23 protein-coding genes are annotated in these 25151 nt (G+C 65.4%); 10 read left to right on the top strand and 13 right to left on the bottom strand.

What is annotated here, in order from left to right; genetic code table 11:
• Nucleotides 1–8: 8 nt before the first annotated feature.
• From cobM to HU735_RS20765, 4 genes are all read left to right on the top strand, one after another.
• Complete coding sequence (gene cobM, locus HU735_RS20780; RefSeq protein ID WP_186715039.1) at nt 9–761, top strand: precorrin-4 C(11)-methyltransferase; 753 nt, start codon at nt 9–11, stop codon at nt 759–761.
• A 65-nt stretch (nt 762–826) separates the two neighbouring features.
• The gene (locus HU735_RS20775; protein ID WP_186715038.1) at nt 827–1069 is read left to right on the top strand and encodes a DUF1272 domain-containing protein; all 243 of its coding nucleotides are present in this window, start codon (nt 827–829) and stop codon (nt 1067–1069) included.
• 173 nt (nt 1070–1242) lie between these two features.
• The gene (locus HU735_RS20770; RefSeq protein WP_028690792.1) at nt 1243–1857 is read left to right on the top strand and encodes a response regulator transcription factor; all 615 of its coding nucleotides are present in this window, start codon (nt 1243–1245) and stop codon (nt 1855–1857) included.
• Nucleotides 1858–1860: 3 nt separating this feature from the next.
• Nucleotides 1861–5142, top strand: coding sequence for a transporter substrate-binding domain-containing protein (locus HU735_RS20765; protein WP_186715037.1), 3282 nt, complete (start codon nt 1861–1863; stop codon nt 5140–5142).
• On the opposite strand, the gene HU735_RS20760 is transcribed toward HU735_RS20765, so the two are convergent.
• Nucleotides 5117–6436, bottom strand: coding sequence for a PAS domain-containing methyl-accepting chemotaxis protein (locus HU735_RS20760; protein WP_186715036.1), 1320 nt, complete (start codon nt 6434–6436; stop codon nt 5117–5119). The two genes, HU735_RS20765 and HU735_RS20760, sit on opposite strands and share 26 nt — an antisense overlap.
• Nucleotides 6437–6738: 302 nt before the next feature.
• Here HU735_RS20760 and HU735_RS20755 point away from each other — a divergent pair, with 302 nt between their 5' ends.
• Entirely contained in the window at nt 6739–7749 is a 1011-nt protein-coding gene (locus HU735_RS20755; RefSeq protein WP_186715035.1) for a hypothetical protein, read from the top strand.
• Nucleotides 7750–7818: 69 nt separating this feature from the next.
• Nucleotides 7819–8205: a VOC family protein gene (locus tag HU735_RS20750; protein ID WP_186715034.1), complete on the top strand. Its 387-nt coding sequence runs from the start codon at nt 7819–7821 to the stop codon at nt 8203–8205.
• Here HU735_RS20750 and HU735_RS20745 read toward each other — a convergent pair whose 3' ends face one another.
• Genes HU735_RS20745 through HU735_RS20715 form a run of 7 tightly spaced genes read right to left on the bottom strand, consistent with a single transcriptional unit; the run spans nt 8206 to nt 14494 of the window.
• Nucleotides 8206–9579 carry a sensor histidine kinase gene (locus tag HU735_RS20745; RefSeq protein WP_186715033.1) on the bottom strand — a complete coding sequence of 458 codons (1374 nt, stop codon included), beginning with the start codon at nt 9577–9579 and terminating at the stop codon, nt 8206–8208.
• Complete coding sequence (locus HU735_RS20740; RefSeq protein ID WP_186715032.1) at nt 9576–10238, bottom strand: response regulator; 663 nt, start codon at nt 10236–10238, stop codon at nt 9576–9578. Before HU735_RS20740 ends, HU735_RS20745 begins: the two co-directional genes overlap by 4 nt.
• 2 nt (nt 10239–10240) lie before the next feature.
• On the bottom strand, nt 10241–10882 hold the full coding sequence (locus HU735_RS20735) for a tetratricopeptide repeat protein (RefSeq protein ID WP_186715031.1): 642 nt from the start codon (nt 10880–10882) through the stop codon (nt 10241–10243).
• Complete coding sequence (locus HU735_RS20730; RefSeq protein ID WP_186715030.1) at nt 10879–11685, bottom strand: SDR family oxidoreductase; 807 nt, start codon at nt 11683–11685, stop codon at nt 10879–10881. The genes HU735_RS20735 and HU735_RS20730 overlap by 4 nt, the downstream gene beginning before the upstream one ends.
• Entirely contained in the window at nt 11672–12352 is a 681-nt protein-coding gene (locus HU735_RS20725) for an iron-containing redox enzyme family protein (protein WP_186715029.1), read from the bottom strand. Before HU735_RS20725 ends, HU735_RS20730 begins: the two co-directional genes overlap by 14 nt.
• 8 nt (nt 12353–12360) lie before the next feature.
• Nucleotides 12361–13827, bottom strand: coding sequence for an AMP-binding protein (locus HU735_RS20720; RefSeq protein ID WP_186715028.1), 1467 nt, complete (start codon nt 13825–13827; stop codon nt 12361–12363).
• Complete coding sequence (locus HU735_RS20715) at nt 13817–14494, bottom strand: thermostable hemolysin (protein WP_186715027.1); 678 nt, start codon at nt 14492–14494, stop codon at nt 13817–13819. Before HU735_RS20715 ends, HU735_RS20720 begins: the two co-directional genes overlap by 11 nt.
• 146 nt (nt 14495–14640) lie before the next feature.
• On the opposite strand from HU735_RS20715, the gene HU735_RS20710 reads away from it, so the two are divergent.
• Nucleotides 14641–15210 carry a hypothetical protein gene (locus HU735_RS20710; RefSeq protein ID WP_186715026.1) on the top strand — a complete coding sequence of 190 codons (570 nt, stop codon included), beginning with the start codon at nt 14641–14643 and terminating at the stop codon, nt 15208–15210.
• Nucleotides 15211–15270: 60 nt separating this feature from the next.
• On the opposite strand, the gene HU735_RS20705 is transcribed toward HU735_RS20710, so the two are convergent.
• Nucleotides 15271–16950: an MFS transporter gene (locus HU735_RS20705; RefSeq protein ID WP_186715025.1), complete on the bottom strand. Its 1680-nt coding sequence runs from the start codon at nt 16948–16950 to the stop codon at nt 15271–15273.
• A 204-nt stretch (nt 16951–17154) separates the two neighbouring features.
• Between HU735_RS20705 and HU735_RS20700 the strand changes: the two genes are divergently transcribed.
• Complete coding sequence (locus HU735_RS20700) at nt 17155–17841, top strand: AraC family transcriptional regulator (RefSeq protein WP_186715024.1); 687 nt, start codon at nt 17155–17157, stop codon at nt 17839–17841.
• Here the strand turns inward: HU735_RS20700 and HU735_RS20695 are convergent.
• From HU735_RS20695 to HU735_RS20685, 3 genes are all read right to left on the bottom strand, one after another.
• Nucleotides 17824–18717, bottom strand: coding sequence for a sterol desaturase family protein (locus HU735_RS20695; RefSeq protein WP_186715023.1), 894 nt, complete (start codon nt 18715–18717; stop codon nt 17824–17826). The genes HU735_RS20700 and HU735_RS20695 overlap by 18 nt on opposite strands.
• 257 nt (nt 18718–18974) lie before the next feature.
• Nucleotides 18975–19790 carry a DNA-binding protein gene (locus tag HU735_RS20690; RefSeq protein WP_186715022.1) on the bottom strand — a complete coding sequence of 272 codons (816 nt, stop codon included), beginning with the start codon at nt 19788–19790 and terminating at the stop codon, nt 18975–18977.
• A gap of 94 nt (nt 19791–19884) precedes the next feature.
• Nucleotides 19885–20823: a Dyp-type peroxidase gene (locus HU735_RS20685; protein ID WP_186715021.1), complete on the bottom strand. Its 939-nt coding sequence runs from the start codon at nt 20821–20823 to the stop codon at nt 19885–19887.
• A gap of 265 nt (nt 20824–21088) precedes the next feature.
• Between HU735_RS20685 and HU735_RS20680 the strand changes: the two genes are divergently transcribed.
• Nucleotides 21089–21877, top strand: coding sequence for a formate/nitrite transporter family protein (locus HU735_RS20680; protein WP_186715020.1), 789 nt, complete (start codon nt 21089–21091; stop codon nt 21875–21877).
• Nucleotides 21878–21883: 6 nt separating this feature from the next.
• On the opposite strand, the gene HU735_RS20675 is transcribed toward HU735_RS20680, so the two are convergent.
• A complete protein-coding gene (locus HU735_RS20675) occupies nt 21884–23374 on the bottom strand; it encodes a PLP-dependent aminotransferase family protein (RefSeq protein WP_186715019.1) in 1491 nt (496 codons plus the stop codon).
• Here HU735_RS20675 and HU735_RS20670 point away from each other — a divergent pair, their 5' ends adjacent.
• Nucleotides 23375–25102: a M24 family metallopeptidase gene (locus tag HU735_RS20670; RefSeq protein ID WP_186715018.1), complete on the top strand. Its 1728-nt coding sequence runs from the start codon at nt 23375–23377 to the stop codon at nt 25100–25102.
• The last annotated feature ends 49 nt before the right edge of the window (nt 25103–25151 follow it).

The following is a 25151-nucleotide window of genomic DNA, read 5'->3' as shown; positions in this document are numbered from 1 at the left end:
GAACCTCCATGACGGTCTATTTCATCGGCGCCGGCCCCGGCGATCCGGAGCTGATCACGGTCAAGGGCCAGCGCCTGATCCGCCAGTGCCCGGTGATCATCTACGCAGGCTCCCTGGTCCCCGCCGCTGTACTGGAAGGTCACCAGGCGCACACCGTGATCAACAGTGCCGAACTGCACCTGAAACAGATCATCGAGGTGATGCGCCAGGCCCACGCCAAAGGCGAGGATGTGGCCCGGGTGCACAGCGGCGACCCCAGCCTGTACGGCGCCATCGGCGAACAGATCCGCCACTTGCGCGAACTGGACATCGACTACCAGATCGTCCCCGGCGTCACCGCCACCGCCGCCAGTGCCGCGCTGCTCGGTTGCGAGCTGACTTTGCCCGATGTGGCACAGACCGTGATTCTCACCCGTTTCGGCGACAGTTCGCCGATGCCGGCCGGTGAGCAATTGGCCGACCTGGCCCGCCACGGCAGCACCCTGGCCATCCACCTGGGCGTGCGCCACCTGGCCCGCATCGTCGAGGAGCTGCTGCCACACTATGGCCTCGACTGCCCGATCGCGGTGGTCCATCGTGCCACCTGGCCGGACCAGGACTGGGTCAAGGGCACCCTGGCGGACATCGGCGAGCGCGTGGCCGCCAAAGGCTTCCGGCGCACGGCGCTGATCCTGGTCGGCCATGTGCTGGGGGACGCGCCGTTCGCCGACTCGGCCCTGTACCGTGCCGGTCATGCCCACCTCTATCGCCCAGGCTCGTGAAACGATTGCCGACCAGGGGCGCGGCGTAGCACACTGGATTTTCCAACTGGACGGAAACCAAGCCCATGCTCGAACTGCGCCCCAACTGCGAATGCTGCGACACCGACCTGCCCGCCGAAAGCCCGGATGCGCTGATCTGCTCGTTCGAATGCACCTTCTGCCGCGCCTGCAACGACCAGCACTTCCACAACCGCTGCCCGAACTGCGGCGGCCAGCTGGTGGCCCGCCCCACCCGTGTCGGCAAGGTCCTGGACAACAATCCCGCCTCGACACAGCGCGTGCACAAGCCGCACGCACCCTGTGCCTGAACCTTTCTTGTAGGACTTTTCTACAGGTTGGTGCAGGTATTTCAACACACCTATACTCGCCTATTACCAAGGCTCCTGAATATCCGTAAGGTGCGCGCTGCCCAGCAAGTCCGCTGCCCAGCGCCTGTAATCGTAGGCTGGAAGCGGGCTGCACTTTGACAGGAGTTACCTGAATGACATCCGTGCTGTTGGTCGATGACCATCACATTGTTCGGCTTGCCGTACGCATGCTGCTCGAACGCGAACGCTTCACCGTCGTGGGGGAAACCGGTAAAGGCAAGGAAGCTGCCCGCCTGGCCGAGCAGACCAAGGCGGACGTGGTCATCCTCGATATCGGCCTGCCGGACCTCGACGGCATGGAGGTGATCAAGCGCCTCAAGCTGATCGACCCGCCGCCACGGATCATGGCCCTGACCGGCCAACCCGCCGACCTCTACGTGCGCCGCTGCATGGACGCCGGCATCTCGGCCTTCGTCAACAAGGACGAAGACCTCGACGCCCTGGTCTTCGCCCTCAAGGCGCTGGTCAAGGGTTACTCGACCTTCCCGCAGATGGCGGTCAACAGCAATACCCTGGAAAGCGAGACCGAGCGCCTGGCACTGCTGTCCAACCGGGAAATGGAGGTGCTGCGCCGGCTCAGCGCCGGCCAGAGCAACAAACTGATCGGCGAGCAGATGAACCTCAGCGCCAAGACCATCAGCACCTACCGCGGCCGGATCATGGAGAAACTCAAGGTCGAGTCGCTGGTGGAAATGGTCGATCTGGCCAAACGCAACAACGTGGCCTGAGCCATGCACAAGGGGACATCGCTTTGCCTGCTGCTGGTCGCGCTGCTGTCGCTGCCCGCCACCGCCGAAGTGCACAGCGAGCCCCGCCACCTGCTGGCCCGCGCCCTGAGCGCGGCGCCACCGCTGGCGGTGGCCGCTTCCGACCGGCAGTGGCTCAATGAACGCAGGCGCCTGGTACTGGGCAGCTCGCACCCGGACTACCCGCCCTTCGACATCAACATCAGCCAGGCCGACTACGAGGGCCTGACCGCCGACTACGCCGGCCTGATCGCCGAGCAGTTGGGCGTGCCGATCGAAGTGCGTCGCTATGCCAGCCGCGCCCAGGCCCTGGATGCGCTGCGCGCGGGCGAAATCGACCTGCTGGGCAGTTCAAATGCCTTCGAAGCCAGTGATGCCGACCTGGTACTGAGCACGCCCTATGCCGACGACCTGCCGGTGATCGTGTCGCGACAGAACCAGAGCCTGCCCGAGGGTGACAACCTGGAAGGCCTGCGCCTGGCCATGGTCGACCATTACCTGCCCATCCACACGGTGCAGCAGCTCTACCCACGCGCGCAGTTGAACCTCTACCGCTCCACCCTCGCGGGTGTCGCCGCGGTGGCACTGGGCCAGGCCGATGTCTACCTAGGCGATGCGATCAGCGCCGACTACGCGATTGCCAAGGGTTTCCAGGAACGGGTCAAGGTCGATCACTTCGTCAAGGCGCCACCCAGCACGTTCGCCTTTGCCCTGGCCCGCGACGACCAACGCCTGCTGCAACTGGTCGACCTCGCCCTGGCACGCATCGCCGACAGTGAGCGGCTGAACATCCTGCGCCGCTGGACCGGTGGCAGCACCAGCGTCCTGCTCGACCGACGCCTGGACGCCCTGACGGCCGAGGAACGCGACTGGATCGCCCGACACCGGCAGATCAAGGTGATGATCAACACCTCTCTCGCGCCGCTGAGCTTCACCGATGCTCAACAGCAACCACGGGGCATCGCCCTGGACTTGCTGGAGCGTATCGGCCTGCGCACCGGCCTGCGCTTCCAGGTCGTCGAGTCGGAATCGTTCGAGGACATGGTCGAGCAGGTTGCCCAGGGTAAGGCCGACATGATCGGTGCCATCGGTTACGGTGTGCTTCGCGCCCAGCGCGTGCGCTACAGCCGCCCCTACATGATCAGCCCACGGGTCCTGGTCACCCGCCAGGACGCGCCAGCGCTGGACGCCGTGCAACCTCTGCAAGGCCAACGGGTGGCATTGCTGCGCGGCTCGCCTTCGCTCGAAGGGCTCGAACGCCAGTACCCCGGCCTGCACACCGTCGAACGGGAAAACCCCCTGCAACTGATGGAGGCCGTGGCCAACGGTGACGCCGATGTCGCCCTCAGCTCGCAGATCAATGCCACCTACTTCATCAACCAGGTGTTCAACGGCCGGCTCAGGATTGCCGGCTTGCTGGGCGACGAACCGGCGCTGGCGACCTTCGCGGTAAGCCCGACGGAACACCAGTTGCAGGCGATCCTCGACAAGGCGTTGCTGAGCATTCCACCCGACGAGCTGGAGCAACTGGTCAATCGCTGGCGCACCAACACCGTGGTCAGCGACAGCCCCTGGCGCAACTACCGCACCCTGGCCCTGCAGGTCCTGGTGCTGGCCGCCCTGCTGCTGACGGGCGTGGTGTTCTGGAACACCTACCTGCGCAAGTTGATCCACCAGCGCAGCGAGGCCCAGCGCGCACTGCAGGAGCAACTGGCGCTCAGCCGCGGCCTGCTCGAACAGTTGCGCCAGGCCAAGGACGATGCCGAACAGGCCAGCCGGGCGAAGAGCACCTTCCTGGCGGTCATGAGCCATGAGATCCGCACGCCGATGAACGCCGTCATCGGCCTGCTGGAAATGGCCCTGGAGGACAGCCGGCACGGTCATAGCGACCGCCAGGCCCTGGAGGCGGCCCACGACTCGGCGATCGGCCTGCTCGAGCTGATCGGCGATGTGCTGGACATCTCACGCATCGAGTCCGGCCACATGACCCTGCAACCGGTGGCCATCGACCTGGTCGAGCTGATCCGCTCCACCCTGCGAATCTTCGAGGGCAGCGCCCGCCTCAAGGGGTTGGCGCTGCGTGCAGTGCTGCCTGCCACCCCGGCCTGGGTGCTGGCCGACCCGTTGCGCCTCAAGCAGGTGCTGTCGAACCTGCTGAGCAACGCGATCAAGTTCACCGACCACGGCCAGGTCGACGTGTCGCTGCTGATGACCTCGCTCGATGCCGGCCTGCACCAGGCCAGCCTGCAGATCAAGGACAGCGGCGTGGGCATTGGCGCCAGCGACCAGGCGCGGCTGTTCACCACCTTCTCCCAGGTCGATGGTCGCCAGGCCCGTCAGGGCGCCGGCCTGGGGCTGGTGATCAGCCGCGAGCTGTGCGAACTCATGGGGGGCGAGCTGACCCTGCACAGCATCGAGGGCCTGGGTACCCAGGTCGATGTCCGCCTCACCCTGCCCGGCGCCGAGCCCAACGCCGACGCGACGCTCGTCAACGCGGTGGTCGAGGCCATCAGCGGGCCGCTGCAGGTTCTGGTGGTGGACGACTACCCGGCCAACCTGTTGCTGCTGGACAAGCAACTGCGCTCGCTGGGCCACCAGGTGAGCCTCGCCGACCAGGGCAAGGCGGCGTTGGCACTCTGGCAGGCAGGTCACTTTGACGTGGTGATCACCGACTGCAGCATGCCGGTCATGGATGGCCATGAGCTGGCCCGCGCCATTCGGGCGCAGGAGCGCGAGACTGGCGCATCGGCCTGTCGCATCATCGGCGTCACCGCCAACGCCCAGGCCGAAGAGCGTCAACGCTGCCTGGACAACGGCATGGATGACTGTCTGTTCAAACCGATCGGCCTGCAGGCGCTCAGGGCCTGCCTGCCACTGGCTGCCGCGCCGCAGCCTGACCAGGCAGGGGAAGCGCCGCGCTCCAGCGGTTTCGACCTGGCCGAGCTGCGTCACCTCACCCAGGACGACAACCAGCTGATCAGGCGCCTGCTGGAGCAACTGGCACGAAGCAGCGCCGAAGACCTGCAAGCACTGCAGGCGCTCGGCGCCAATCCGTTACCCGAGGCCCTGGTGCCGGTGGTCCACCGCGTCAAGGGGGGCGCCAAGATGCTCAAGGTCAGGGGCGTGAAGCAGGACTGCGAGGCCCTGGAGCAGGCCATCGCCCAAGGCGAGCCGGTGGACCGGCTGCTCGCCCGGCTCCAGGCCAGCCTGCATGGCCTGGAGCTGGAACTGCGCCAGAGCCTCAGTGCAATTGAAGGGTCGAACTGATCTGGCTGATGGCGTCCACCACGTGCCGCGACCCCTGCTGGATCTCCATGATCACCGTGCCGGCCTCGTTGGCCAGCTCCACGCCAAGCCCCGTGCGGGTCAGGCTTGATTGCATGCTGGCCACTGCAGTCAGTGACAGGTCGTGGTTCTGCCGCACCACCTCGACGATCTCCAGGGTTGCCTTGCTGGTGCGCGCCGCCAGGTTGCGCACCTCGTCGGCGACCACGGCAAAGCCTCGGCCATGCTCGCCGGCCCGGGCCGCCTCGATGGCAGCATTGAGCGCCAGCAGGTTGGTCTGGTCGGCGATGCCACGGATGGTCAGGACGATCTGCCCGATCACCTCGGACTGCTTGCTCACCGCGTCGATGGTGCGGGCGGCGTCATTCAACTCCGAGGAGATCTGCTCGATCACCTCGACCGCCTGCTGCACCACCTGGGTGCCCTTGCGCGCACAGGCGTCGGTCTGCATCGAGCTGGCATGGGCGGCATCGGCGGCGGTCTGCTGGGTACTGATCTGGCGGGTGATGTCGCTGGCGAACTTCACCACCTTGTACAACCGGCCCTTGTTGTCGAAGATCGGGTTGTAGGACGCCTCCAGGTACACGGTCTGGCCTTGCTTGTTGACGCGTTCGAAGCGGTGCGAATGGTACTCGCCGCGATTGAGCGAGGCCCAGAAGTCGCGGTACTCGGCCGACTCGCGCTCATGGGGCAGGCAGAACAGCCCATGGTGGCGCCCGACCACTTCCTCCAGGCGATAGCCCATGGTATCGAGGAAGTTCTGGTTGGCCTTGATCACCCGCCCGGCCGGGGTGAACTCAATCACCGCCATGGAGCGGCCGATGGCCTTGAGCAGGCTTTCGCTCTCATGCTCCTCGATCACGTGCCGGGTGATGTCGGAGGCCACCTTGATCACGCTGGTGACCTGCTGGCGCTCGTCGATCACCGGCATGTAGCTGGCCTCCAACCATACCTCGCGACCGGCCTTGTCCAGGCGCTCGAAGGTGCCGCTGATGGCCTTGCCCTCACCCAGTTCGCGCCAGAGCTGCTGGTACTCGGCACTCTTGGCGTAGGTCGGGTCGCAGAAGATCCGGTGGTGCTTGCCGCGGATCTCGTCGGCGCTGTAGCCCATGGTCTTGCAGAAATGCTCGTTCGCCTCGAGGATCGTGCCATCCGGCGCGAACTCGATCATCGCCATGGAACGGCTGATCGCGGCCAGCTTCGCCTCCATGCCCGCCAGGGCCTGCCGGGCGCGCTGAATTTCGACCAGATCGGACTTGCGATGGTATTCGAACATGGGCCGGGGCTCCTGTATCCACGGGATGCCCTGAGCATAGATCGGCCCAAGCGCCATGCAAGCGATCTGATATCACTTTTGGATTAGGCATTTGTACCGTCTGTCTGCCCGTAGCTTTGCTGTGCGATTACGCCTCGACTTACGTGCGACCCAGGCAGATATGCATCGCCCGGCAACCGACAGCCCAATGCGGACCTGCCAGGTAATAACGGCAATCCAGGCCCCGACTCTTGGTTCAGTGCCAGCCGGCTTCGACAGAGGTATCATGCATGCCTCCCTGATACATGAGGCAAGTCCACACCGTGACCAACGAAAAGGAAGTCAAAGCTAAAACCATCGTCGCACAGGGCTTGCGTGACTGGCGAGGCACATACACTGCATTTCAGGAGTTCGCTGCACAACTGCTCGGCAGCAGGAAACGAATCACCACTGTCGATAAACGAGAGGATGCGCTCCGTAAAGCGCTTAAGACCCGAAAAAGTGATTTCTTCGTTCAAGAGGTCGCCTTTAACTTCAGCCGATCAATGCCCATTGAAGGCATCTCGAATGCGCCTGACGATACGCCAAGCTCCAAGGCGCAACAGCAACGCTCAGCGGAAAACGAGCACAAGCTCAATCGGCATCTGCACCAAGTCAACACCCGTAGGACCCATGCCTTCGTGGTCAAAAACGACTCGCCGACGCCAGCCAACGTCCTGCTGGTCATGATTTTCAAGACGCATGGCACCAACACTCGGGAGTTGTTAAGCAACCACAGTGTCGCCACTATTAGCTTTCACTGCTTGGAACGCATCGTCGAGCGCCTGGGTGTGGAAACCATTGAAGCGGCAATCAAGGAAATCCTTCCCGCACTCGTCTGGCTCGAGAGTTCGGGAAGCGAACTCGCTGTTCGTCCCCCTTACAGTTTTGCCGCGGGTGGCATGAAGAGGCACATTCCGACGCCAAACGGCGCTCTGCTGCTAACTACAACAGTTGCGCCCAGCTATTACGGCAAACCGCAACAGGACTGCACGCTGGTCACCTGGATACATGAGAAACAGTTCAAGAAGTCTCAGCGAGTTACGCGCCGAGAGTTCATTTTCACCCATATGGTCAATTATTGGCTCTCTGACCCCAATCGCACCGCGTCCCTTGAAGGATTGCGCAATGACATCCTTGCTATCGAGTCGAGCCACGGTGTGGAGGAAGTGACAATCAACCTTCACGGCGAAAGATTCCCGGCCAGAGAGTTCTTGGCGGCACTCGAAAAAGGGGAGTATCTGGACTATGTCATCGACTTCGAGCGAGATGCCCCGGCGAAACGCACTGCTTGACCGGCATCCTGCACAGCAGATCACCTGAAATATGCTTTGCTTGAAAGAGGAATCAACGGAGCAAGTCTGATGAAGATCGTGGTCACCAGCATCCTCGTCGACGATCAGGCCAGGGCCCATGCCTTCTACCACCATGTCCTGGGTTTTGAACCCAAGCACGACATCCCCATGGGCAAGCACCGCTGGCTCACCCTCACCTCCCCCAACGACCCCAACGGCGTCGAGCTGCTGCTCGAACCCGACGCCCACCCCGCGGCCAAGACCTACAAGGCCGCGCTCAAGCAGGACGGCATTCCCGCCACCTCGTTCGGCGTGCGCGATATCCAGGCCGAGTATGAACGGCTGTGCAAGGCCGGCGTGCAGTTCACCCAGCCGCCCACGGCCATGGGCCCTGTCACCGTGGCCGTGTTCGACGATACCTGCGGCAACCTGATCCAGATCGCCCAACGGCATTGATCAGCCCTGCGCCACCGGCAAACGCAAGGTGGCGCACAGGCCCCGCGGCGAACCGTTGCGCAACTGCACGCTACCGTCCAGACGCTGGACGACGGTACGCACGATCGACAAGCCCAGGCCGGCACCATTAGGCGCATCCTTGCTGTAGAAGCGTTCGAACACGCGCTCAAGATCCGCCGCCTCGATACCCGGCCCTTCGTCCTCGATCGCCAGGACCAGCGCCTGGTCCTCGCGACGCAGCGTGACGTGTACCCGTCCGCCCGGCGGCGAATGGTCCACCGCATTGGTCACCAGGTTCTGCAAGGCAATGCCCAACGCGCCGGCATCGCTGTACAGCCGATAATCAGCACCCTCGACAATGTCCAATGAAGGCTCCTGGCCGCGTTCGAGCATCCAGGGTGTCAGCTGCGCCAAGGTCTCGACGACCAGTGCGGCCAGGTCGACCTCGGCCCAGTCGCGCTGCGCCAGACGGGGTTCGAGTCGCGCCAGGGTCAGCAGCTGGTTGACCACCCGGGCCAGGCGATCGACTCCGCCGATCAGGAATCCCAGGGCCTTGTCGCGCTCAACCGCGCTGGTGGCGGCCTGGGCGTTCTGCGCATGCAGGCGCAGGATCGCCAGCGGCGTACGCATTTCGTGGGCGGCGTCGGCAATGAACCGATGCTCGCGGCGCAACAGCTCGTCGATCTGCGCCAGCAGTCGGTTGATCGCCGCCTGCATGGGCTCCAGTTCCTTGGGCAACGGCACCAGTTGCAGGGGTTCCAGGGACTCGGCATGCCGCCCGCGGATCACCCGGGCCATGTTCTGCAGCGGTTGCAGGCCCCAGCCGATCGCAGCCCAGACCAGCAGGGCCAGGGCAAGGCTACCGAGCAGGAACGGCATCAGGGTATGCCGCACAATGCGGTCGATGAGGTCATAGCGCACGTCGTTGCGCTCCCCCACCCAGATCAGCCAGCGCTTCTCCGGCACCGGCAGCACGAAGCCGCGCCAGCGCTGCCCCTGTACCTGCATGTCGGCGAACCCCGGCGTGCTCGGTGGCGTGGTGAACGCAGGCGCACTGGGCGTGCGCACCAGCAGGTTGCCGCGATCGTCCCACACCTGGAAGGCCAGTTTGCTTTCATACGGGTGACCGACCCGATGGCGCCCCGCCTTGCTCAAGGCTTCATCGAATGCCTGGTACAGCGCCTGGCGGTTCTGCTCCTGCACCGGCAGGCTCATGACCCCTTGCAGCAGGCGTGCGTTCTGCGCCAGGTGGGCGTCGTAGACTTCGGTGATCTCGTGACGGCTGTCGTGATAGTTGTACAGCGCCAGCAGGCCACTGCCAACCAGCAGCAACAGCATGACCCGCCACAGGGTTCGCTGGCGCAGCGAACTCATGCACGCCCCTCCACCAGGTAACCGATGCCACGCACGGTGCGGATCAGGCCATTGAACAGCTTCTTGCGCAACTGGTAGATGTTGACCTCCAGGGTATTGCTCTCGGGCTCTTCATCCCAGCCATAGAGCAACCGGGTCAGGCGCTCGCGGGTGAAGACCTTGCCCGGTTGCGCGAGCAATTCGTGCAGCAGCAGGTATTCCTTGGGTGTGAGCACCACCGGCTGGCCGTTGTAGTGCACCTGCTGGGTGGCCGGGTCGAGGCTGACCCCGGCATGTTCGATCAGCACCCTGGCGCGGCCGGCGCTGCGCCGCAGCAAGGCGCGCAGACGGGCCTTGAGTTCGTTGAGATCGAAGGGTTTGACCAGGTAGTCGTCGGCGCCGGCGTCAAGCCCTGCGATGCGGTCCTCGAGCGCGTCGCGGGCCGTGAGGATCAGCACCGGCAGGGTGTTTTCCGTTGCGCGCAGGCGTCGCAGCAGTTCGAGCCCGTCCAGCCGCGGCAGTCCCAGGTCCAGGACCAGCAGGTCGAAGGTCTCGACACCCAGGGCGTGCAGCGCGCTTTGGCCATCCTGCAACCAGTCGAGGGTATAGCCCTCCAGGCGCAAGCCATCGCAGATCCCCTCGCCCAAGGCGGGGTCGTCTTCAACCAGCAGCAGGCGCATGCTCAGTCCTGTTTGTCCTTGATGGCCTTGAGTAAAGCATTGATTTCCCCGCGCCGACCCTCGTCGGCCAGTTCGCGCCCCGGACGTGGCGCGGCGCGCAGCGCCTTGCCCAGGGCGGCACTGGCCTCGGCGTAGCGGTTCTGCCGGTACAGGTGGTCGGCCCAGAAGTAGTTGCTGTCGATACCGTCGGGGTTGATTGCCAATGCCTTGCGCAGCATGGCCTCGGCCTTGTCCTTGTCGCCGAACCCCAAAGGCCAGCCCGGTACCCGGTCGTACAACGCGCCAAGGCTGGTGTAGGCCGAGCCTTGCAGCGCCTTGGGATCCATCGCCAAGGCCTTCTCCAGGCTGGCGCGGGCGGCCTTGACCTTGCCCAGCGCGCCGAGCCCACCCGTGGCACCGGCCCAGCTGCTGTCGACGATACCTTCCCAGATCAGCGGCTCCGCCGAGCCCGGGTACTGACGAACGAAAGCCGCCGCGTCCGCTGCCAGGGCCTCGAAGGCTTTGCTGCGCTGCGCCTCGGGCAGTTGGTATTGGATCTGCGCCCAGCGCTGCTGCACCTCGTTCAAACGCTGGCTGCCGGCCTGGTCCAGCGCCCAGACAACGGGCGAAAAGGCCAGCACACTGGCCAGTAACAGAGGTTTCATTTGCCTGACTCCTTGCCCGGGTGGGCACTGTAGCGACGAATCAGCGGCAGTTGTTTGCGCAGGGCACGATCGACCAGCCCGGGCAGCATGCCGTTCAAACGCACGAAGAGTTTTTCCGGCCAGCCCAGGTACAACTCGCTGCGGTCGGCCTGGACCGCGGCAAGCACGGCCCGGGCCACATCCCCCGGCTGATCCACGCCGACCTTCAACGCCTGGTTGAGCGCCGTCGCGGCACTGCTGTTCATCGCCGTGCGCGTTGCCCGCGGCGCGGCGTACAGCACGTTCACCGAGGTGTCGGCCAATTCGCGGCGCAGGGCCTCGGAGAAGCCGCGCAGGGCGAACTTGCTGGCACAGTAGGCGGCATAGCCGGGGTAGCCGATCGAGCCGTAGGTGGAGCCGACGTTGACCACCAGCGCCCGAGGCTGCAGGCGCAGCAACGGCAGACAGCCACGGGTGAGCTGCACCGCGGCCTTGAGGTTGATGTCCAGCAGTTCGTCGAGGGCGGCTTCATCGAGCTGGTCGAGCAAGGCGAAGCGATTGATCCCGGCGGCATTGATCAGCACATTGACCCCGTCCATGGCCCGGGCGGCGCTCAGCACCGCCTGGCGACCCTCGGCGCCGCGCAGGTCGGCCGCCTGCCAGCGCAACTGTTGCGGGTAGCGGTTCATCAACTGCGCCAGCTTGCCCATGTGCCGGCTTACCGCCAGCACCCGCGCGCCGGCGGCACACAACTGTTCGGCCAGTTCCAGGCCGATGCCGCCACTGGCACCGGTCAGCACCACCACGCATTCAGGCAGGCGCATGGCGCACCTCGGTCTGGCCGGCCCGCGGCAAGCCCTGGAACATTTCGGTGTACAGTCGGTACACCACCTTGGCGGCGTGGAGCACCGCCTGCTGGTCGTCGCTGTCCTCCAGGCGGTCCATGAGGCCGCGATAGGTCAGCATGTGGTCCTGGTCGAGGGTGCCATGGGAGCTGAGGTAGCTGAACGCCTTGTCCGGCAGCCCCAGGCTGCCCTGGATCCTGCCGGCGGCCTGGGTGGCCAGGGCGATGCTGGTGCCTTCGAGCACATTGACCATGCCGAACAGCCCCACCGGGTTGCCCCGGGCAATCAGGTCGTAGAGGAAGGCCACCATCAGTTCGATCGGCTGTGCCGGCCGGCCGTCACGGGCCTTGGCCGGGTCGGCGCCGCAGGCGGCGATGTCGTCGAGGATCCAGCGCTCGTGGCCGTACTCCTCCTCGATATATTCGCACACCGCGCCGCGCAGCCACTCCAGGCGCGACGGCAACCGCGCGCCGCAGGCCATCATCAGCGGCACGGTATGGCGAACATGGTGGTAAGCCTGGGTCAGGAAAGCCACGTAACCCTCCAGGCTGACCACCCCACCCAGGGCATCGCGGATTACCGGGACGCTGAACAAGGCATCACGCTCCCTCGCAGTCTGCGCTTGCAGGTTTTCGAAAAAGGACATGGCGTACCTCACGGATGCTGAAGGTCGGACAACAGGGATTGGTAATGCCGCAGGATTACGTCGCGGCGGGGACGGCTATTGGCGGTCAGGGTGCCCGCCTCGGCGCTGAGAGGTTCAGGCAGGCGCCGCCAGGCATGCACCCGGGCGTAATCCGGCAGACCGTCGTTGCACTGGCGGACCGCCGTCGCGATCTGCCCATCACTGACTTGCGGGTCCAGGGGCCAGAGCAGGGCCAGGTTGCCGGGCAGGCCCTCGCCGTGCACGAAGGCCTGGCCGATTACTCCGCCCTGGGTCAGTTCGGCCTCGACCCATTCCGGGTTGACGTTGCGGCCGAAGCTGGTGATGAACTGGTTCTTCTTGCGCCCGGCCAGGTGCAGGTAGCCGTCACGGTCCAGCTGGCCGAGGTCACCGGTAGGCCACCACTGGCCATCGAACGCAGGCTCGCCGAGGTAACCGAGCAGCGCCGTACCCGCCACCAGCACCTCGCCATCCTCGGCGATGCGCACCTGCACATGGGGCAGCGGTCGTCCGACGCTGCCCGGGCGCAGCGCCCCGGGCCGGTTCAGGCACACCACCGATGCGCACTCGGACAACCCGTACCCCTCGTACACCGGCAACCCCACCGCCGCAGCGCGCGACAGCAGACTGTCGGCCACCCGGGCGCCACCCACGGCAACAAAGCGCAACGGGCCGACCCGCATCGCCCCACGTTCGATAGCCGTGACCAACCCCAGCAGCAACTGCGGAACCAGGATCAGGCTCTCGGCACCGCTCAGGGCGATGGCCCCGAGCAGACGGCTGAAATCCACCTGGCTGGCGCCGCCTATGCCCAGCTGTGACTGCGGGTAGAGCATGACGCTGGCGCCTGCCAGAAGCGCCGCGTACACGCCCAGGTTCTCCAGCAGCACCGCCAGCGGCAGCACCGCCAGGTATTTGCCCGGCATCGCCGCGCGGCTGGCGACCTCCAGTTCGTGGGCCACCCTGACCAGGGCCGTCGCGCCCAGGCACACGCCCTTGGGCGACCCGGTGCTGCCGGAGGTGTAGGTGATCTTGGCGGTACCGTCCGGCAGGGGCGGCGACGCGACGCTGTCCCGGCTCCAGAATCGTGCGTCCCGGGTGAATCCGCAGTCGCTCAGTTCCGCCGCCAGGCCGGCATCGGCCAGCACCCGTGTCACGCCACCTTGCATCAGGCAATGGCGTCGCTGGGCCGCACTGAAGAAGCCCGGAAGCAGCAGGCACGGACGCTCGGCCATCAGTGCCGCCAGATCCCACAGCAGGGCTTGCGGGCCGTTTTCCAGGGCCAGGGCGAAGGTACCGGGCGGTTGTTCGCGCAGCCAGCCCGCCCGCTGCCGAACCTCGCACAGCAGTTGCTCATAAGTGAAACTTTCGCCAGTGCCCTGTACCGCTGGCTGGGCACCGCGGTGTCGGCCATGGACCTGCAACGTTTCGAAAAAGCGCTGGATGTCATGCGGCATGACCGGCCTCCTGGCGGATCGTCGGCAGACCCAGCCGCTCGAACACGCCGGCATGGGCCAATGCCGCATGGCCCTGGTCGATGCTGCCGACGAACACCTGTGGGTGATGTGCGTAGTAGCTGCCCCAAGTGCCTGAGTCATCGTCGATACGCCGGGGGTCGGCCTGGGCAACCAACGTAGGCTCCAGGCCCAGCCGGCGAAAACTGTTGAGCAACGTCGCCGCACCGGTGAACGCCACCCAGTGCAGGCCACGGGCGGCCAGCAACCAGGTCACGGCAATGATCATGATCCGCGCATTGCCGGCGCTGAGTGCGGCCAGGTTGCCCACCTCCACCAGTTGCTCGCGGGGCACCGGGCTTCCTGCCACAGCCGCCACGGCGTGCTCCAGCGGCATATCGAGGTAGCGTTCCAGAAACAGCGGCGCAGCGACGGCCAGGCGCAGGCCGGCGGCGGCTATCAATCGACCATGGCGGTCATGCAGGCCCAGCAGCTGCGGCAGGTAATGATGGACATCGGCATGGTGGACACAGGCGAATCGTGCGTGGATGAACTGCTCTACCGCAGCGCGACCGGATGTTTCCGGGTCGTGCAGCGTGAGCTGCGCCTGGTGATGCGCATGGGTGCCAATGGACAAGGGAAACAGGCTGTTCCAGGTCGGCTCGGTCATGACAGGCCCCGTAGGTTGCAGTACGGGCAGTATCGGGGGCGAATCTGAAGGCAGCCTGAAGTGACCCCTTCGATAGGTGATGGCGGGCCTTGCCAGGACTGCTACATTGCTGACTTCCCCCGGCGCAGCCAGAACAAGGACAACCCATGCGCTACGAATTCAGTGAAGTGCTCAACGACCTGATCGACTATTTCCTGCTTGGCGATGTTCAACTGCTCGAACAGTTCAAGGAAGACCACGACCTGCCCGACGACCTCGCCCGGGCCTTCACCAGCACCGACAGCGGCGACCTGGCGGTGGCGCAAGGGGTGATCCTGCCGCTGGCCGGGATCGACAACCTGCCCTACCGCATCCTGTTCACCCTCGACGAGCGCACGCCGGCACTGCTGGAGCCCGGCAGCCGTCTGAAGCATCGTCGTGCGGGGTATGTGCTGCGGGTCGAGAATCGTGCGCTGATGCTGTTCACCTGGCGCGTCCTGCAGCACTTCACCAACAAGGCCCTGGGCGACCTGCTGGCGCGCTACCAGGAGCCGGGGCGGCCGATCATCGAGCTGGACAACGGCTGGTACACGGTGGAGGTGCTGGCGGGCGCCGTGGTGCGCGACGGGCTGTACGAGCCGGCGATCGAGTTCGTGCTCAAGAAGGCGTATGCCAGACCGCAGACCTCAGCGGTGGATGTCGGGTACCGATTTACCTTGCGTGGATACTTCGACTGATCAACCGTCATCGCGGGGCAAGCCCGCTCCCACGAGCGTGTGGAGCGGGCTTGCGGCCGGTCAGGTGTGGTTGATGTCGCGATCTTTCGTTTCCGGCAGGAAGAAGATTCCCAGCACCGCGGTCATTACCGCGATCACGATCGGGTACCACAGCCCGTAGTAGATGTCCCCGGTCGCCGCGACCATGGCGAAGGCCACCGTCGGCAGGAAGCCGCCGAACCAGCCGTTGCCGATGTGGTATGGCAGCGACATGGAGGTATAGCGGATCCGCGCCGGGAACAGCTCCACCAGCCAGGCGGCGATCGGCCCGTAGACCATGGTCACGTAGATCACCAGGATGCTCAGCAACAGCAACACCATCGGGTAGTGGATCTTCGCCGGGTCGGCCTTCTCGGGGTAGCCGGCTTCCTTGAGAGCCGCCGTCAAGGTGGCGGTGAAGGCATCGCCCTGGGTCTTCAGGTCCGCCGCGGCCAGGCTGCTGCCCTCGAAGCTCGGGATCACCCGCTCACCGATACGGATCTGCGCCACGCTGCCGGGCTCGGCCTTCTCGTTTTCATACGGGATCGCCCGCTTGGCCAGCAGGCTCTTGGCGATGTCGCAGGAGCTGGTGAACCGGGCCTTGCCCACCGGATCGAACTGGAACGCGCACTGCCCGGGGTCGGCCACCACCACCACCGGGTTCTGCTCCTGGGCGACGAACACGTCCGGGTTGCCGTACTCGGTCAGCGCCTTGAAGATCGGGAAGTAGGTCAGCGCGGCGATGATGCAGCCGGCCATGATGATCTTCTTGCGCCCGATGCGGTCGGACAGGCTGCCGAAGAAGATGAAGAACGGCGTGCCGATCAGCAGCGAGCCGGCGATCAGCAGGTTGGCGGTCTGCGGGTCGATCTTCAACGTCTGCAACAGGAAGAACAGCGCATAGAACTGCCCGGTGTACCACACTACCGCCTGCCCGGCGGTGCCGCCGAGCAACGCCATGATCACCACCTTGAGGTTGTCCCAGCGGGCGAACGACTCGGTCAGCGGCGCCTTCGACGCCTTGCCTTCGGCCTTCATCTTCATGAACACCGGCGACTCGTTGAGCTGCAGGCGGATGTACACCGAGATCGCCAGCAGCAGGATCGACAGCAGGAACGGAATGCGCCAGCCCCAGGCCTCGAACGCTTCGGTGCCCAGGGCGGTACGACAGGCCAAGATCACCAGCAGCGACAGGAACAGGCCAAGGGTCGCGGTGGTCTGGATCCATGCGGTGAAGAAGCCGCGCTTGCCCTTGGGCGCATGTTCCGCCACATAGGTAGCGGCGCCGCCGTACTCGCCGCCCAGCGCCAGCCCCTGCAGCAGGCGCAGGCTGATGAGGATCACCGGCGCGGCCACGCCAATGGTCGCGTAGCTGGGCAGCAGCCCCACCACCGCCGTGGATATACCCATGATCACGATGGTGATGAGGAAGGTGTACTTGCGCCCGATCATGTCGCCCAGGCGACCGAACACGATGGCGCCGAACGGCCGCACGGCAAAGCCGGCGGCAAAGGCGAGCAAGGCGAAGATGAATGAAGTGGTTTCATTGACCCCGGCGAAGAAGTGCTTGGCGATGATCGCCGCCAGTGATCCGTAGAGGTAGAAGTCGTACCATTCGAACACGGTGCCCAGCGAAGAGGCAAAGATGACTTTGCGCTCCTCCCGGGTGATGCCACGTTGGGGCGCGCTACTGCCCGTGGATGCGCTGTCAAGGACCGCCATGGGTCGCCTCCGTCTGGTTGTGGTAGACCGGAGTGCTCCATCAGATCCCAAAGCACGCACCCAGGCCCAAGGGCATTGCAGGCTGCGCGAAGCACGACGAGGCATCGGCCTCGGATCGCGGCAAGTCACCTCAAGCATAATCGGCCTTTGAACGATATCCACTCGCATGAGTGTTTATCGACCAGTACGGATAGGACGCCCGGAATGAACGAACGACAGGACAGCGCTTGGCGGGGTCGACTCTGGCTGGACGATGACCATTGCCTGCTGCTCGGCACACCAGGGCGCACCAGTGTCCACGCCCACTATGCCCACCAGGTGCTGTTACCACTCGAGGGCGAGGCATGCGTTGAGATCGCTGGCGAACAGTGCAGCGGCAGGTTGCTGGGCATCGAGTCGTTGCAGCCCCACGCCATGCCCGGGCATCAGCCCCCCTGCATCACCTTGTTCGCCGAACCCCTGGCGTTTTCCCTGCAGACCTTGCTCGACGTCTGCCAGCAGGCGCCCCGTGATATCCCGGATCTGGCCCAGGCGTTGCGCCTGGCACCGCGCCGCTCGTTGGACCCGCGCCTGACCCGGGCCCTGGCGCGGATCCGGGCTTTGGACGAGCAGCGCCTGCCAGCCACGACACTGGCGCAGGAAGCCACGGTGTCGATCAGTCAGCTGGAGCGCTTGTTCAGCGGCAGCCTAGGCCTGTCGGTACGACGCATGGTGCTGTGGCAGCGTCTGCGCCATGCCCTGCGCCAAGCGCTGACCGGCGCCTCCCTGACCGAAGCGGCCATGGCCGCAGGCTTTGCCGACTCGGCGCACCTGTCCCGCAGCCTCCGTCAGCAGTTCGGTATCCGCGCCAGCGAGGCCCTGCGCCACCTGCGCTCAGATTCGCTGGTCTAGGGCCTGGCGCAGGCCGCGCGGCAGTGGTGCCGGCGGCTGCGCCGTGGCTGTCGGGCGAAACGGCTCACGCAGCTGTGCCAGGTACGCTTGCGGGTAGTCCGGGCGATCACCGATGCCCATGTCGTCATCGGCCAGCCCATAGCCAGGCAGGTGCAGCGCGGTCCCCAGCAGGCGATCCCACAGCGGGAAGAACAGGGCAAAATTGACGTCACCCAGCGTGCCGTACTTCAGGTGGTGCAGCCGGTGCACGGGCGCCCAGGCGAACAGATGGCGCAGGCCGCCGATGCGCATGTCGACATTGCTGTGCTGCAGCAGCAACTGCACCGAGATACTGAAAGCCAGCAGCGCCGCGACATCCTGCGGCAAGCCCAGCAACAGCAGCGGCAGCACACCGCCGAGGGCCTCGGCGAGCTGGTGCAGCGGGTGCTTCATCAGGCCATTGAAGCCGTACAGCCGGGTCACGCTGTGATGTACCGCGTGCAGGCGCCAGAGCAACGCGCTGCGGTGGCTGGCGTAGTGCACCAGGGTGATGCCCAGGTCGGCCAGGGGTATGGCAAGCAGCAATTGCCACAGCACTGGCCAATGGCTGGGCCACAGTCCGCTGGCCGGCAGCCAGCCGGCGAGCAGTGGAATCGTGGCGATGCTGGCGACATTCAGGGTTTCGTTGACCAGCGCGTGCAGGCCATCGCGCCCGCCCTCCCCGTCAGCCTCGCTCCAGGCGGACTTGTAGGGGTACAGTGCCTCGCAGGTGAACGACAGCAGGATGGCCACGCCTAGCAGGGGCAACAGCCAGAGAATGTCGGCGCCGAGGTTGATCAGGTAGACGGCTGTGCCGATGAAGCCGAGGAAAAAGCATGGGGCATAGAGGATGCGCATGGAGGGCTCCGGTCATGGATGGAGCCCCAGTGTTGCCTAGTGCCTGAGCGTGACGCTTGAACGAACGGCGCATTTCCTGTTGTAACAACTGTCTTGGGCCGTACGCGCACCCTGTAGGAGCGGCCTTGCCGAGGCGTCGGACCGGTCGGAAAGGGCTGCGTAGCGGCCCCAGGATTTCAGCGTCGATGAAAGATCGCCGGGGCCGCTTTGCGGCCCTTTCGCGGCACAAGGCCGCTCCTACAGGGGACCGTCGATCATTATGGAGCGCCTTGGATTCGCGTCGCCAACTGGCGGCGCATCTCGTCATTGGCGCCCTGGGCCTGGGCCAGTATCGCCCGCAACCCTTGCACCTGGGCATCACGCTGCTGCAATTGCTCGTCCAGCAACCGGCTCTGTGCCGTTGCCTGACGCTGCTCGGCCAGCAGGCGTTCGTTGTCTCGGTGCAGGCGGGTCAGCTCATCCTGGCGGGCGATGGCGCCCTGCTGAAGGGTCTGCAGCTGGCCTTGCAACTGGCGCACCTGGGTCTCGCTGCGGCGTTGCTCCTGCTGGCGCTGTTCGAGGCTGACGCGCAGTTGCTCGTCCTTGTCGGCAAGACGTGCCTGCAATTCGCCCTGGGACTGGCTTAGACCGGCGCTGCGCAGCTGTTCGGCCTGCAGGCTGGCCTGGCTGGCGGCCAGGCGTTCGGACTCGACTCGCAGCGCACCACTCAAGGTCTCGACCTGGCGCAGCGCGCCGGCCAGCTCGCGCTGAGCCAGTTGCAATTCAGCCTGCATCGCCGCGCAGCGTGCTTCGGCTGCGGCCTCGGCAGCGTCGATGCGCGCCTGCCCTTCCTCCTGCAGTTGCGCGGCCAGTCGCCCGACCATCCGACCCAGCGGTTCGCTCAGCGCCGTGCTGTTGCCCAGCAGCGACGCAGGCTGACGATCAAGTTCCTTCAGGTAGCGGTGGATGGTGGTCTTCGACCCGGTATTGCCCAACTCGATACGTATCGCATCGATACTCGGATTCTCACCGCGGGCCATCAGTGCCTGCCGCGCCTGCTGAACAGCTGCCTTGTCGATGCCTATGCGGGCCATTGCTCACTCCACCATTACATACCATGGCATGTACCATGTAATTTGGTGAATACTGCACGTCCCGCGCCGCCTTTTCAAGCGCGTCGGTAGCCGGTCATCCAGCGGCCTGCTCGAGGAAGTCCACCGTCGGCACGAAGAACAATCCACCGGTGACGGCACGGCTGTAGTCCAGCAGGCGGTCGTAGTTGCCCGGCGGTTTGCCGACGAACATGTTCTCGAGCATCTGCTCGATCGGTGCCGGCGAGCGGGCATAACCAATGAAATAGGTGCCGAACTCCCCGGCCCCGGGACGGCCGAAGGGCATGTTGTCGCGCAGGATCTTGATCTCCTCGCCGCCCTCTTCCAGGGTCGTCAGCGCGCTGTGCGAGCAGCTGGGCTTGCTGGCGGCATCCAGTTCGATATCGGACAGCTTGGTGCGCCCGATGATGCGCTCCTGCGCCTCGGTGGACAGTGCCTCCCAACCGGTCATGTCGTGCAGGTATTTCTGCACCAGCACATAACTGCCCCCGGCAAACGCCGGATCCTCGGCGCCCACCAGGGTGAAGCGCGCCACATCCCGCGGGCCCGGGTTCTCGGTGCCGTCGACGAAGCCGATGATGCTGCGCATGTCGAAATAGCGAAAACCCTGCACCTCGTCGACCACCGTGACGGCCTGCCCCAGACGCTTGACCAGCAGCGCGGCCAGTTCGAAACACAGGTCCATGTGCTCGGCGCGAATATGCAGGAGGATGTCGCCCGGCGTGGCCACCGCCTTGCGCTGGCCACTGCCGAACTCGCGAAAGGCATGCAGGCCGGCCGGCTGCGCAGTACCGAACAGGCGCGCCCAAGCCGACGCCGAGAAACCGATGACACACGAAAGGTTACCGGCCGGTACGCGCTTGCCCACCGAACGCACCAGCCCGGCAAGGTCAGCGCACAGTTCGCGTACACGGTCAGCGCTGCCCTCGTCCTCGGTGAGCGTCGCCACCAGGAACATCGCACTACGGGTGATCGGGCTGTCGACAGCCTGCGGTTCGATTTCGACAGTGTTCATAGGTATTTTCCCTCCTCGAATAGATCGAACAGGCCAGTACGTTGCCAGCCAGCTCGATGCACGACTACCATCACGGTCGCTTTGGTATAGCACAGCCCGCTTGAACACCCGCCTCTCATAGATGAGATCTATCACCTCATCCAGCCTATCGATTTGACCGCGTCAAATTGCCTCAGCTAACGTGCCGCCCGCTTCGAAACCGCCCCGCCGCTGTCAAACCCCGATCCACGGCCCAAGCCGTCGTCCTTGCGTTCGAGTTGTTGAAATGTCTGTGAATACCCCCTCCCGGATCACCGAGCTGGTCATAGAAGCCGGCACCCGCAAAGCCCACCTGCCCACCCGCGCCACCCTGATCCTCGGTTTCCTGGCCGGGGCGTTCATCTCCCTGGGTTTCCTGTTGGCGATCCACGTCAGCGCCATGATCCCCACGCCATGGGCTTCGTTCGGCACCCTGCTGGGCGCCGCGGTATTTCCCATCGGCCTGATCCTGGTGATCCTGGCCGGAGGCGAACTGCTCACCGGCAACATGATGAGCCTGCCCCTGGCGATGTTTGCCGGGCGTATCCGCCTGTGGGCGGTGGCGCGCAACTGGGCCCTGGTGACCCTGGCCAACCTGCTGGGCGCGCTGTTCGTCGCCTACTGCTTCGGCCATCTGCTCGGACTGACCGAGGGACCGTACCTGGGCAAGACCCTGGCGGGCGCCACCAGCAAGGTCAGCGCCGATTTCCTGCATGCCTTCGTCTCCGGCATCGGCTGCAACTGGCTGGTGTGCCTGGCGGTGTGGCTGTCCTACGCCAGCCGTGAGATGAGCGGCAAGATCCTCGGCATCTGGTTCCCGATCATGGCCTTCGTCGCCATCGGCTTCCAGCACGTCGTCGCCAACATGTTCCTGATCCCGGCGGCGATCTTTGCCGGCTACCTGAGCTGGGGGCAGTTGCTGGAAAACCTGGCGGCGGTGTTCCTGGGCAATGCCGTGGGCGGAGCGATCTTCGTCGGCCTGGCCTACTACGTCTCGTTCGGCGCCCCGGCGCAGGAACAGGGCGCGCTGCAGTAGCAGGCTTCAGCCAGCCACGGCCTTCGCGGCCTGGGCCAGACGCTGCACGGCCTGGCGGATCTCGTCCGGATCCAGCGAGGCGAACCCCAGGCGCAGGGCATTCTCGGGCTGGCCGGCGGGTGAAAACTGCCGGCCGGCACGCACCACCAGGTCCAGTCGCAGCGCCTCGACCACCAGCCGATCCACGTTGATCGACGGGGCGAACCTCACCCACAGCGCCAACCCGCCCTCCGGCACCTGCACCGCGATGCGCTCGCCGAAGGCTTCGCGCAGGCAGCCCAGGAGCATATCCCGGCGGCGCCGGTACTCCCTGGATACCCGCCGCAGGTGCTTCCTGAGCTCACCGGCTTCGATCAGGTCGGCGAGCATCCGCTGCATCACCGCATCGCCCTGCCCCAGGATCAGCGCCGCAGTGCGGCTCAGCGTCTCGGTCACCGCCGGCGGCGCAACGATAAAGCTGCAACGGAAGGTGCTGCCCAATGACTTGGACAGCGAGCCGACATAGATCACATGGCGCTGCAGGGGATCACTGGCCAGCGGCAGGTAGGGCCGCCCGGCAAAGTGGTACTCGTGGTCGTAGTCCTCCTCGATCACGCAGAAGTCATGACGTCGCGCCAGTTCGAGCAAGTGCCGCCGGCGACCGGCGCGCAGACTGACGGTGGTGGGAAACTGGTGGTGGGGCGTGACATACAGAAAGCGCACCGGATGCAGCCGGCACAGCGCCTCGATCTGCTCGACCCGACACCCCTCCTCGTCCAGGTCCACGGTCTCCAGCCGGGCGCCCAGCTGGCGGAAGATTTCCCAGGCCGGCGGATAGCTCAGCCGCTCCACCAGCACCACGTCACCAGGCCTGAGCAACACGCTGGCGGCCAGGTACAGCGACATCTGCGTGCCCTGGGTGAGGCAGATATGCTCGGCCCCCACGTTCAACCCACGCTCCTGGCGCAGCATGTCCGCCAACACGCGGCGCAGGTGATGGCCGCTGCCGTCGCTGCCATGGCGCACGGTATTGCTGGCGAAGCTGTGACGCAGGGCCTTGCGGTAGTAACGGTGCAGGACCGCCTGGGGCAACAGGCGATGGTCACAGGCGCCGTTGTCGAAGAACAGCGCCCCGGGGCGCTGATGCCACGCCGTCGCCTGTTCGCTCGCCGCGAAATACGCAGTGGCAGGCGCATCGCGCAATTTCGGAGCGAATGGCTGCGCCACCTTGCGCGCCGGCGTCGCCTGCGCGGCGAGCTGCTGGCTGACGAAGGTGCCACGACGCGGCACGCTGTACAGCCACCCCTTGGTCGCCGCTTCTTCGTAGGCAAGGATCACCGTCTTGCGATTGACGTCGAGCAGTTGCGCCATGTCCCGAGTACCCGGCAAGGGGGTTCCGGGAAGCAGGCGGCCATCGCTGATCGCGTTGACCAGTCCCTCGACGATCTTTCGATAGGAGGCCTGCGGCTCGTCCCCTTCCAGGTTGAGCAGCGGCCGCCATTTGCGTAACTGGACCATGTGAATTATCCAAAACTGGAGGTTCTCCTGGTCCAAGTCTACCGCAACAATCACCGCTCCCACTGCCGCGAGGTCGCCATGCCCAACCACCATGTCATTGAACTGTCGCCCTCGGGCAGAACCTTCGAGGCCGGCGACGAACTGCTGCTCGACGCCATGCTCGCCAGTGGCCTGGCCGTGCCCTTCTCGTGCCGTCGCGGCGCCTGTGGCTCGTGCAAGGTCAAGGTGGTCGCCGGTCAATATCGCGACAAGCAGCGCGACACAGACACGCCCGCGCCCTCCTACCCCTTGGCCGCCGACGAACTGCTGCTATGCCAGAGCCACGCCTGCGGCGATATGCGCCTGGCGATTCCCGGCTGGTCACTGGACACGCCGACACTGACCTTCAGCGCCCGGGTGCTGGGCAAACGCCCCCTGAGCACTGATATCACCGAGCTGGTGCTGCAACCCGAACAACCCGTCGAGGTACGTGCCGGCCAGTACGTCAGGTTCCGCCTTGATAACGGTGACAGCCGCTGCTTCTCCATCGCCAACCTGCCGGCCCTGGATCAGGGACGGATGGTGTTTCAGATACGCAGTGTCGCTGGCGGCCTGTTCTCCGAACGCCTGCTGCCGTCACTCGACATCGGCGATGTGCTGATGCTCGAAGGCCCGGTGGGGGCCTGCACCTGGCAACATGAAGATGAACGCCCCGTGGTGCTGTTCGCCACAGGGACCGGTTATGCCGGCATCAAGCCCCTGCTGCTGACGGCCCTGGCGCGCAATACCGAGGTCACGCTGTATTGGGGCGGCGCCTCGCCGGCCGACTTCTACGACCGTGCGTTCCTCGACCAGAGCAGCCAGGCGCACCCTCGCTTTCGCTGGTACCCGGTCCTGGCGGCACAGGCCCGCGTACAGCAAGTGGCACTGGCCCAGGCACATTACAGGGCCGATACCCAGGTCTATGCCTGTGGCAACGGCACGATGATCCAGCAGGTCCGCGAACAATGCCTTGGCGCAGGCGTGCAGGCCCATCGCTTCATCGCCGAGGCCTTCGTGCCCAGCGGCGCAGCGCTGCCGTCGACGGCACTGGACCCACAACTGGAGAAAGTCGGCCCGCGCTACTCGCTGGACGGCATGCTCGCCGCCCGCGAACAGACGGTACGGGCCCTGGCCGCCATCGCCAGCCAGCTGGAAGTCGGCATGACCACCGCCCAGGCCTTGGCCATGGCCGAGCGCACCTTGCGGGCCATGGGCGCCTCGTACACCTGGCACCCGACCTATATCCGCTTCGGCGACGACACCGTGCGCACCCCGCGCCAGGGCATCGACCCGCAGCGCAGGCTGCGCGCCAGCGATATTGCCGTGGTCGACCTCGGCCCGGTCTGGGACGGCTACGAGGGCGACTATGGCGACACTTTCGTGTTCGGCGACCATCCCCTGCACCACGCCTGTGTCGAAGCGCTGCACGCGGTGTTCGCCGAAACGCGCCAGGCCTGGCGCGGTGGGCTGACCGGGCGCGAGCTGTACAACGTTGCCGAGCGCAGCGCCCAAGCCAGGGGCTGGCGCCTGGAGCGCAACCTGGCCGGGCATCGCATCGCCGACTTCCCCCATGTCCTGTACGGGCAGGAGAAACTGGCCGACCTGCAGATCGTGCCGGGAGAGATGGTCTGGGTGCTGGAGATCCAGCTGTGCCACCCCAGCGAACCGGTCGGGGCGTTCTTCGAGGATATCCTCATCGCCCGTTGACCCTGCCTGGCTGAGCACCAATCGCATTGCTGGATGTTAATGATTTGCA

Source organism: Pseudomonas sp. BW16M2, assembly GCF_014268865.1.
Lineage (GTDB): Bacteria > Pseudomonadota > Gammaproteobacteria > Pseudomonadales > Pseudomonadaceae > Aquipseudomonas > Aquipseudomonas peradeniyensis.
Note: the sequence above shows the minus strand (reverse complement) of the source record. Positions and strands in the feature narration are given on the sequence as shown.

What these genes read in the sequence shown, in the direction of transcription:
- HU735_RS20730 (WP_186715030.1), bottom strand. Translation starts at nt 11,685, where the DNA reads ATGCGCCTGCCTGAATGCGTGGTGGTGCTGACCGGTGCCAGTGGCGGC.
- HU735_RS20680 (WP_186715020.1), top strand. Translation starts at nt 21,089, where the DNA reads ATGTCTGTGAATACCCCCTCCCGGATCACCGAGCTGGTCATAGAAGCC.
- HU735_RS20710 (WP_186715026.1), top strand. Translation starts at nt 14,641, where the DNA reads ATGCGCTACGAATTCAGTGAAGTGCTCAACGACCTGATCGACTATTTC.
- HU735_RS20760 (WP_186715036.1), bottom strand. Translation starts at nt 6,436, where the DNA reads ATGTTCGAATACCATCGCAAGTCCGATCTGGTCGAAATTCAGCGCGCC.
- cobM (WP_186715039.1), top strand. Translation starts at nt 9, where the DNA reads ATGACGGTCTATTTCATCGGCGCCGGCCCCGGCGATCCGGAGCTGATC.
- HU735_RS20695 (WP_186715023.1), bottom strand. Translation starts at nt 18,717, where the DNA reads ATGCGCATCCTCTATGCCCCATGCTTTTTCCTCGGCTTCATCGGCACA.
- HU735_RS20765 (WP_186715037.1), top strand. Translation starts at nt 1,861, where the DNA reads ATGCACAAGGGGACATCGCTTTGCCTGCTGCTGGTCGCGCTGCTGTCG.
- HU735_RS20750 (WP_186715034.1), top strand. Translation starts at nt 7,819, where the DNA reads ATGAAGATCGTGGTCACCAGCATCCTCGTCGACGATCAGGCCAGGGCC.
- HU735_RS20770 (WP_028690792.1), top strand. Translation starts at nt 1,243, where the DNA reads ATGACATCCGTGCTGTTGGTCGATGACCATCACATTGTTCGGCTTGCC.
- HU735_RS20685 (WP_186715021.1), bottom strand. Translation starts at nt 20,823, where the DNA reads ATGAACACTGTCGAAATCGAACCGCAGGCTGTCGACAGCCCGATCACC.
- HU735_RS20745 (WP_186715033.1), bottom strand. Translation starts at nt 9,579, where the DNA reads ATGAGTTCGCTGCGCCAGCGAACCCTGTGGCGGGTCATGCTGTTGCTG.
- HU735_RS20690 (WP_186715022.1), bottom strand. Translation starts at nt 19,790, where the DNA reads ATGGCCCGCATAGGCATCGACAAGGCAGCTGTTCAGCAGGCGCGGCAG.
- HU735_RS20700 (WP_186715024.1), top strand. Translation starts at nt 17,155, where the DNA reads ATGAACGAACGACAGGACAGCGCTTGGCGGGGTCGACTCTGGCTGGAC.
- HU735_RS20735 (WP_186715031.1), bottom strand. Translation starts at nt 10,882, where the DNA reads ATGAAACCTCTGTTACTGGCCAGTGTGCTGGCCTTTTCGCCCGTTGTC.
- HU735_RS20740 (WP_186715032.1), bottom strand. Translation starts at nt 10,238, where the DNA reads ATGCGCCTGCTGCTGGTTGAAGACGACCCCGCCTTGGGCGAGGGGATC.
- HU735_RS20675 (WP_186715019.1), bottom strand. Translation starts at nt 23,374, where the DNA reads ATGGTCCAGTTACGCAAATGGCGGCCGCTGCTCAACCTGGAAGGGGAC.
- HU735_RS20705 (WP_186715025.1), bottom strand. Translation starts at nt 16,950, where the DNA reads ATGGCGGTCCTTGACAGCGCATCCACGGGCAGTAGCGCGCCCCAACGT.
- HU735_RS20720 (WP_186715028.1), bottom strand. Translation starts at nt 13,827, where the DNA reads ATGCCGCATGACATCCAGCGCTTTTTCGAAACGTTGCAGGTCCATGGC.
- HU735_RS20725 (WP_186715029.1), bottom strand. Translation starts at nt 12,352, where the DNA reads ATGTCCTTTTTCGAAAACCTGCAAGCGCAGACTGCGAGGGAGCGTGAT.
- HU735_RS20715 (WP_186715027.1), bottom strand. Translation starts at nt 14,494, where the DNA reads ATGACCGAGCCGACCTGGAACAGCCTGTTTCCCTTGTCCATTGGCACC.
- HU735_RS20775 (WP_186715038.1), top strand. Translation starts at nt 827, where the DNA reads ATGCTCGAACTGCGCCCCAACTGCGAATGCTGCGACACCGACCTGCCC.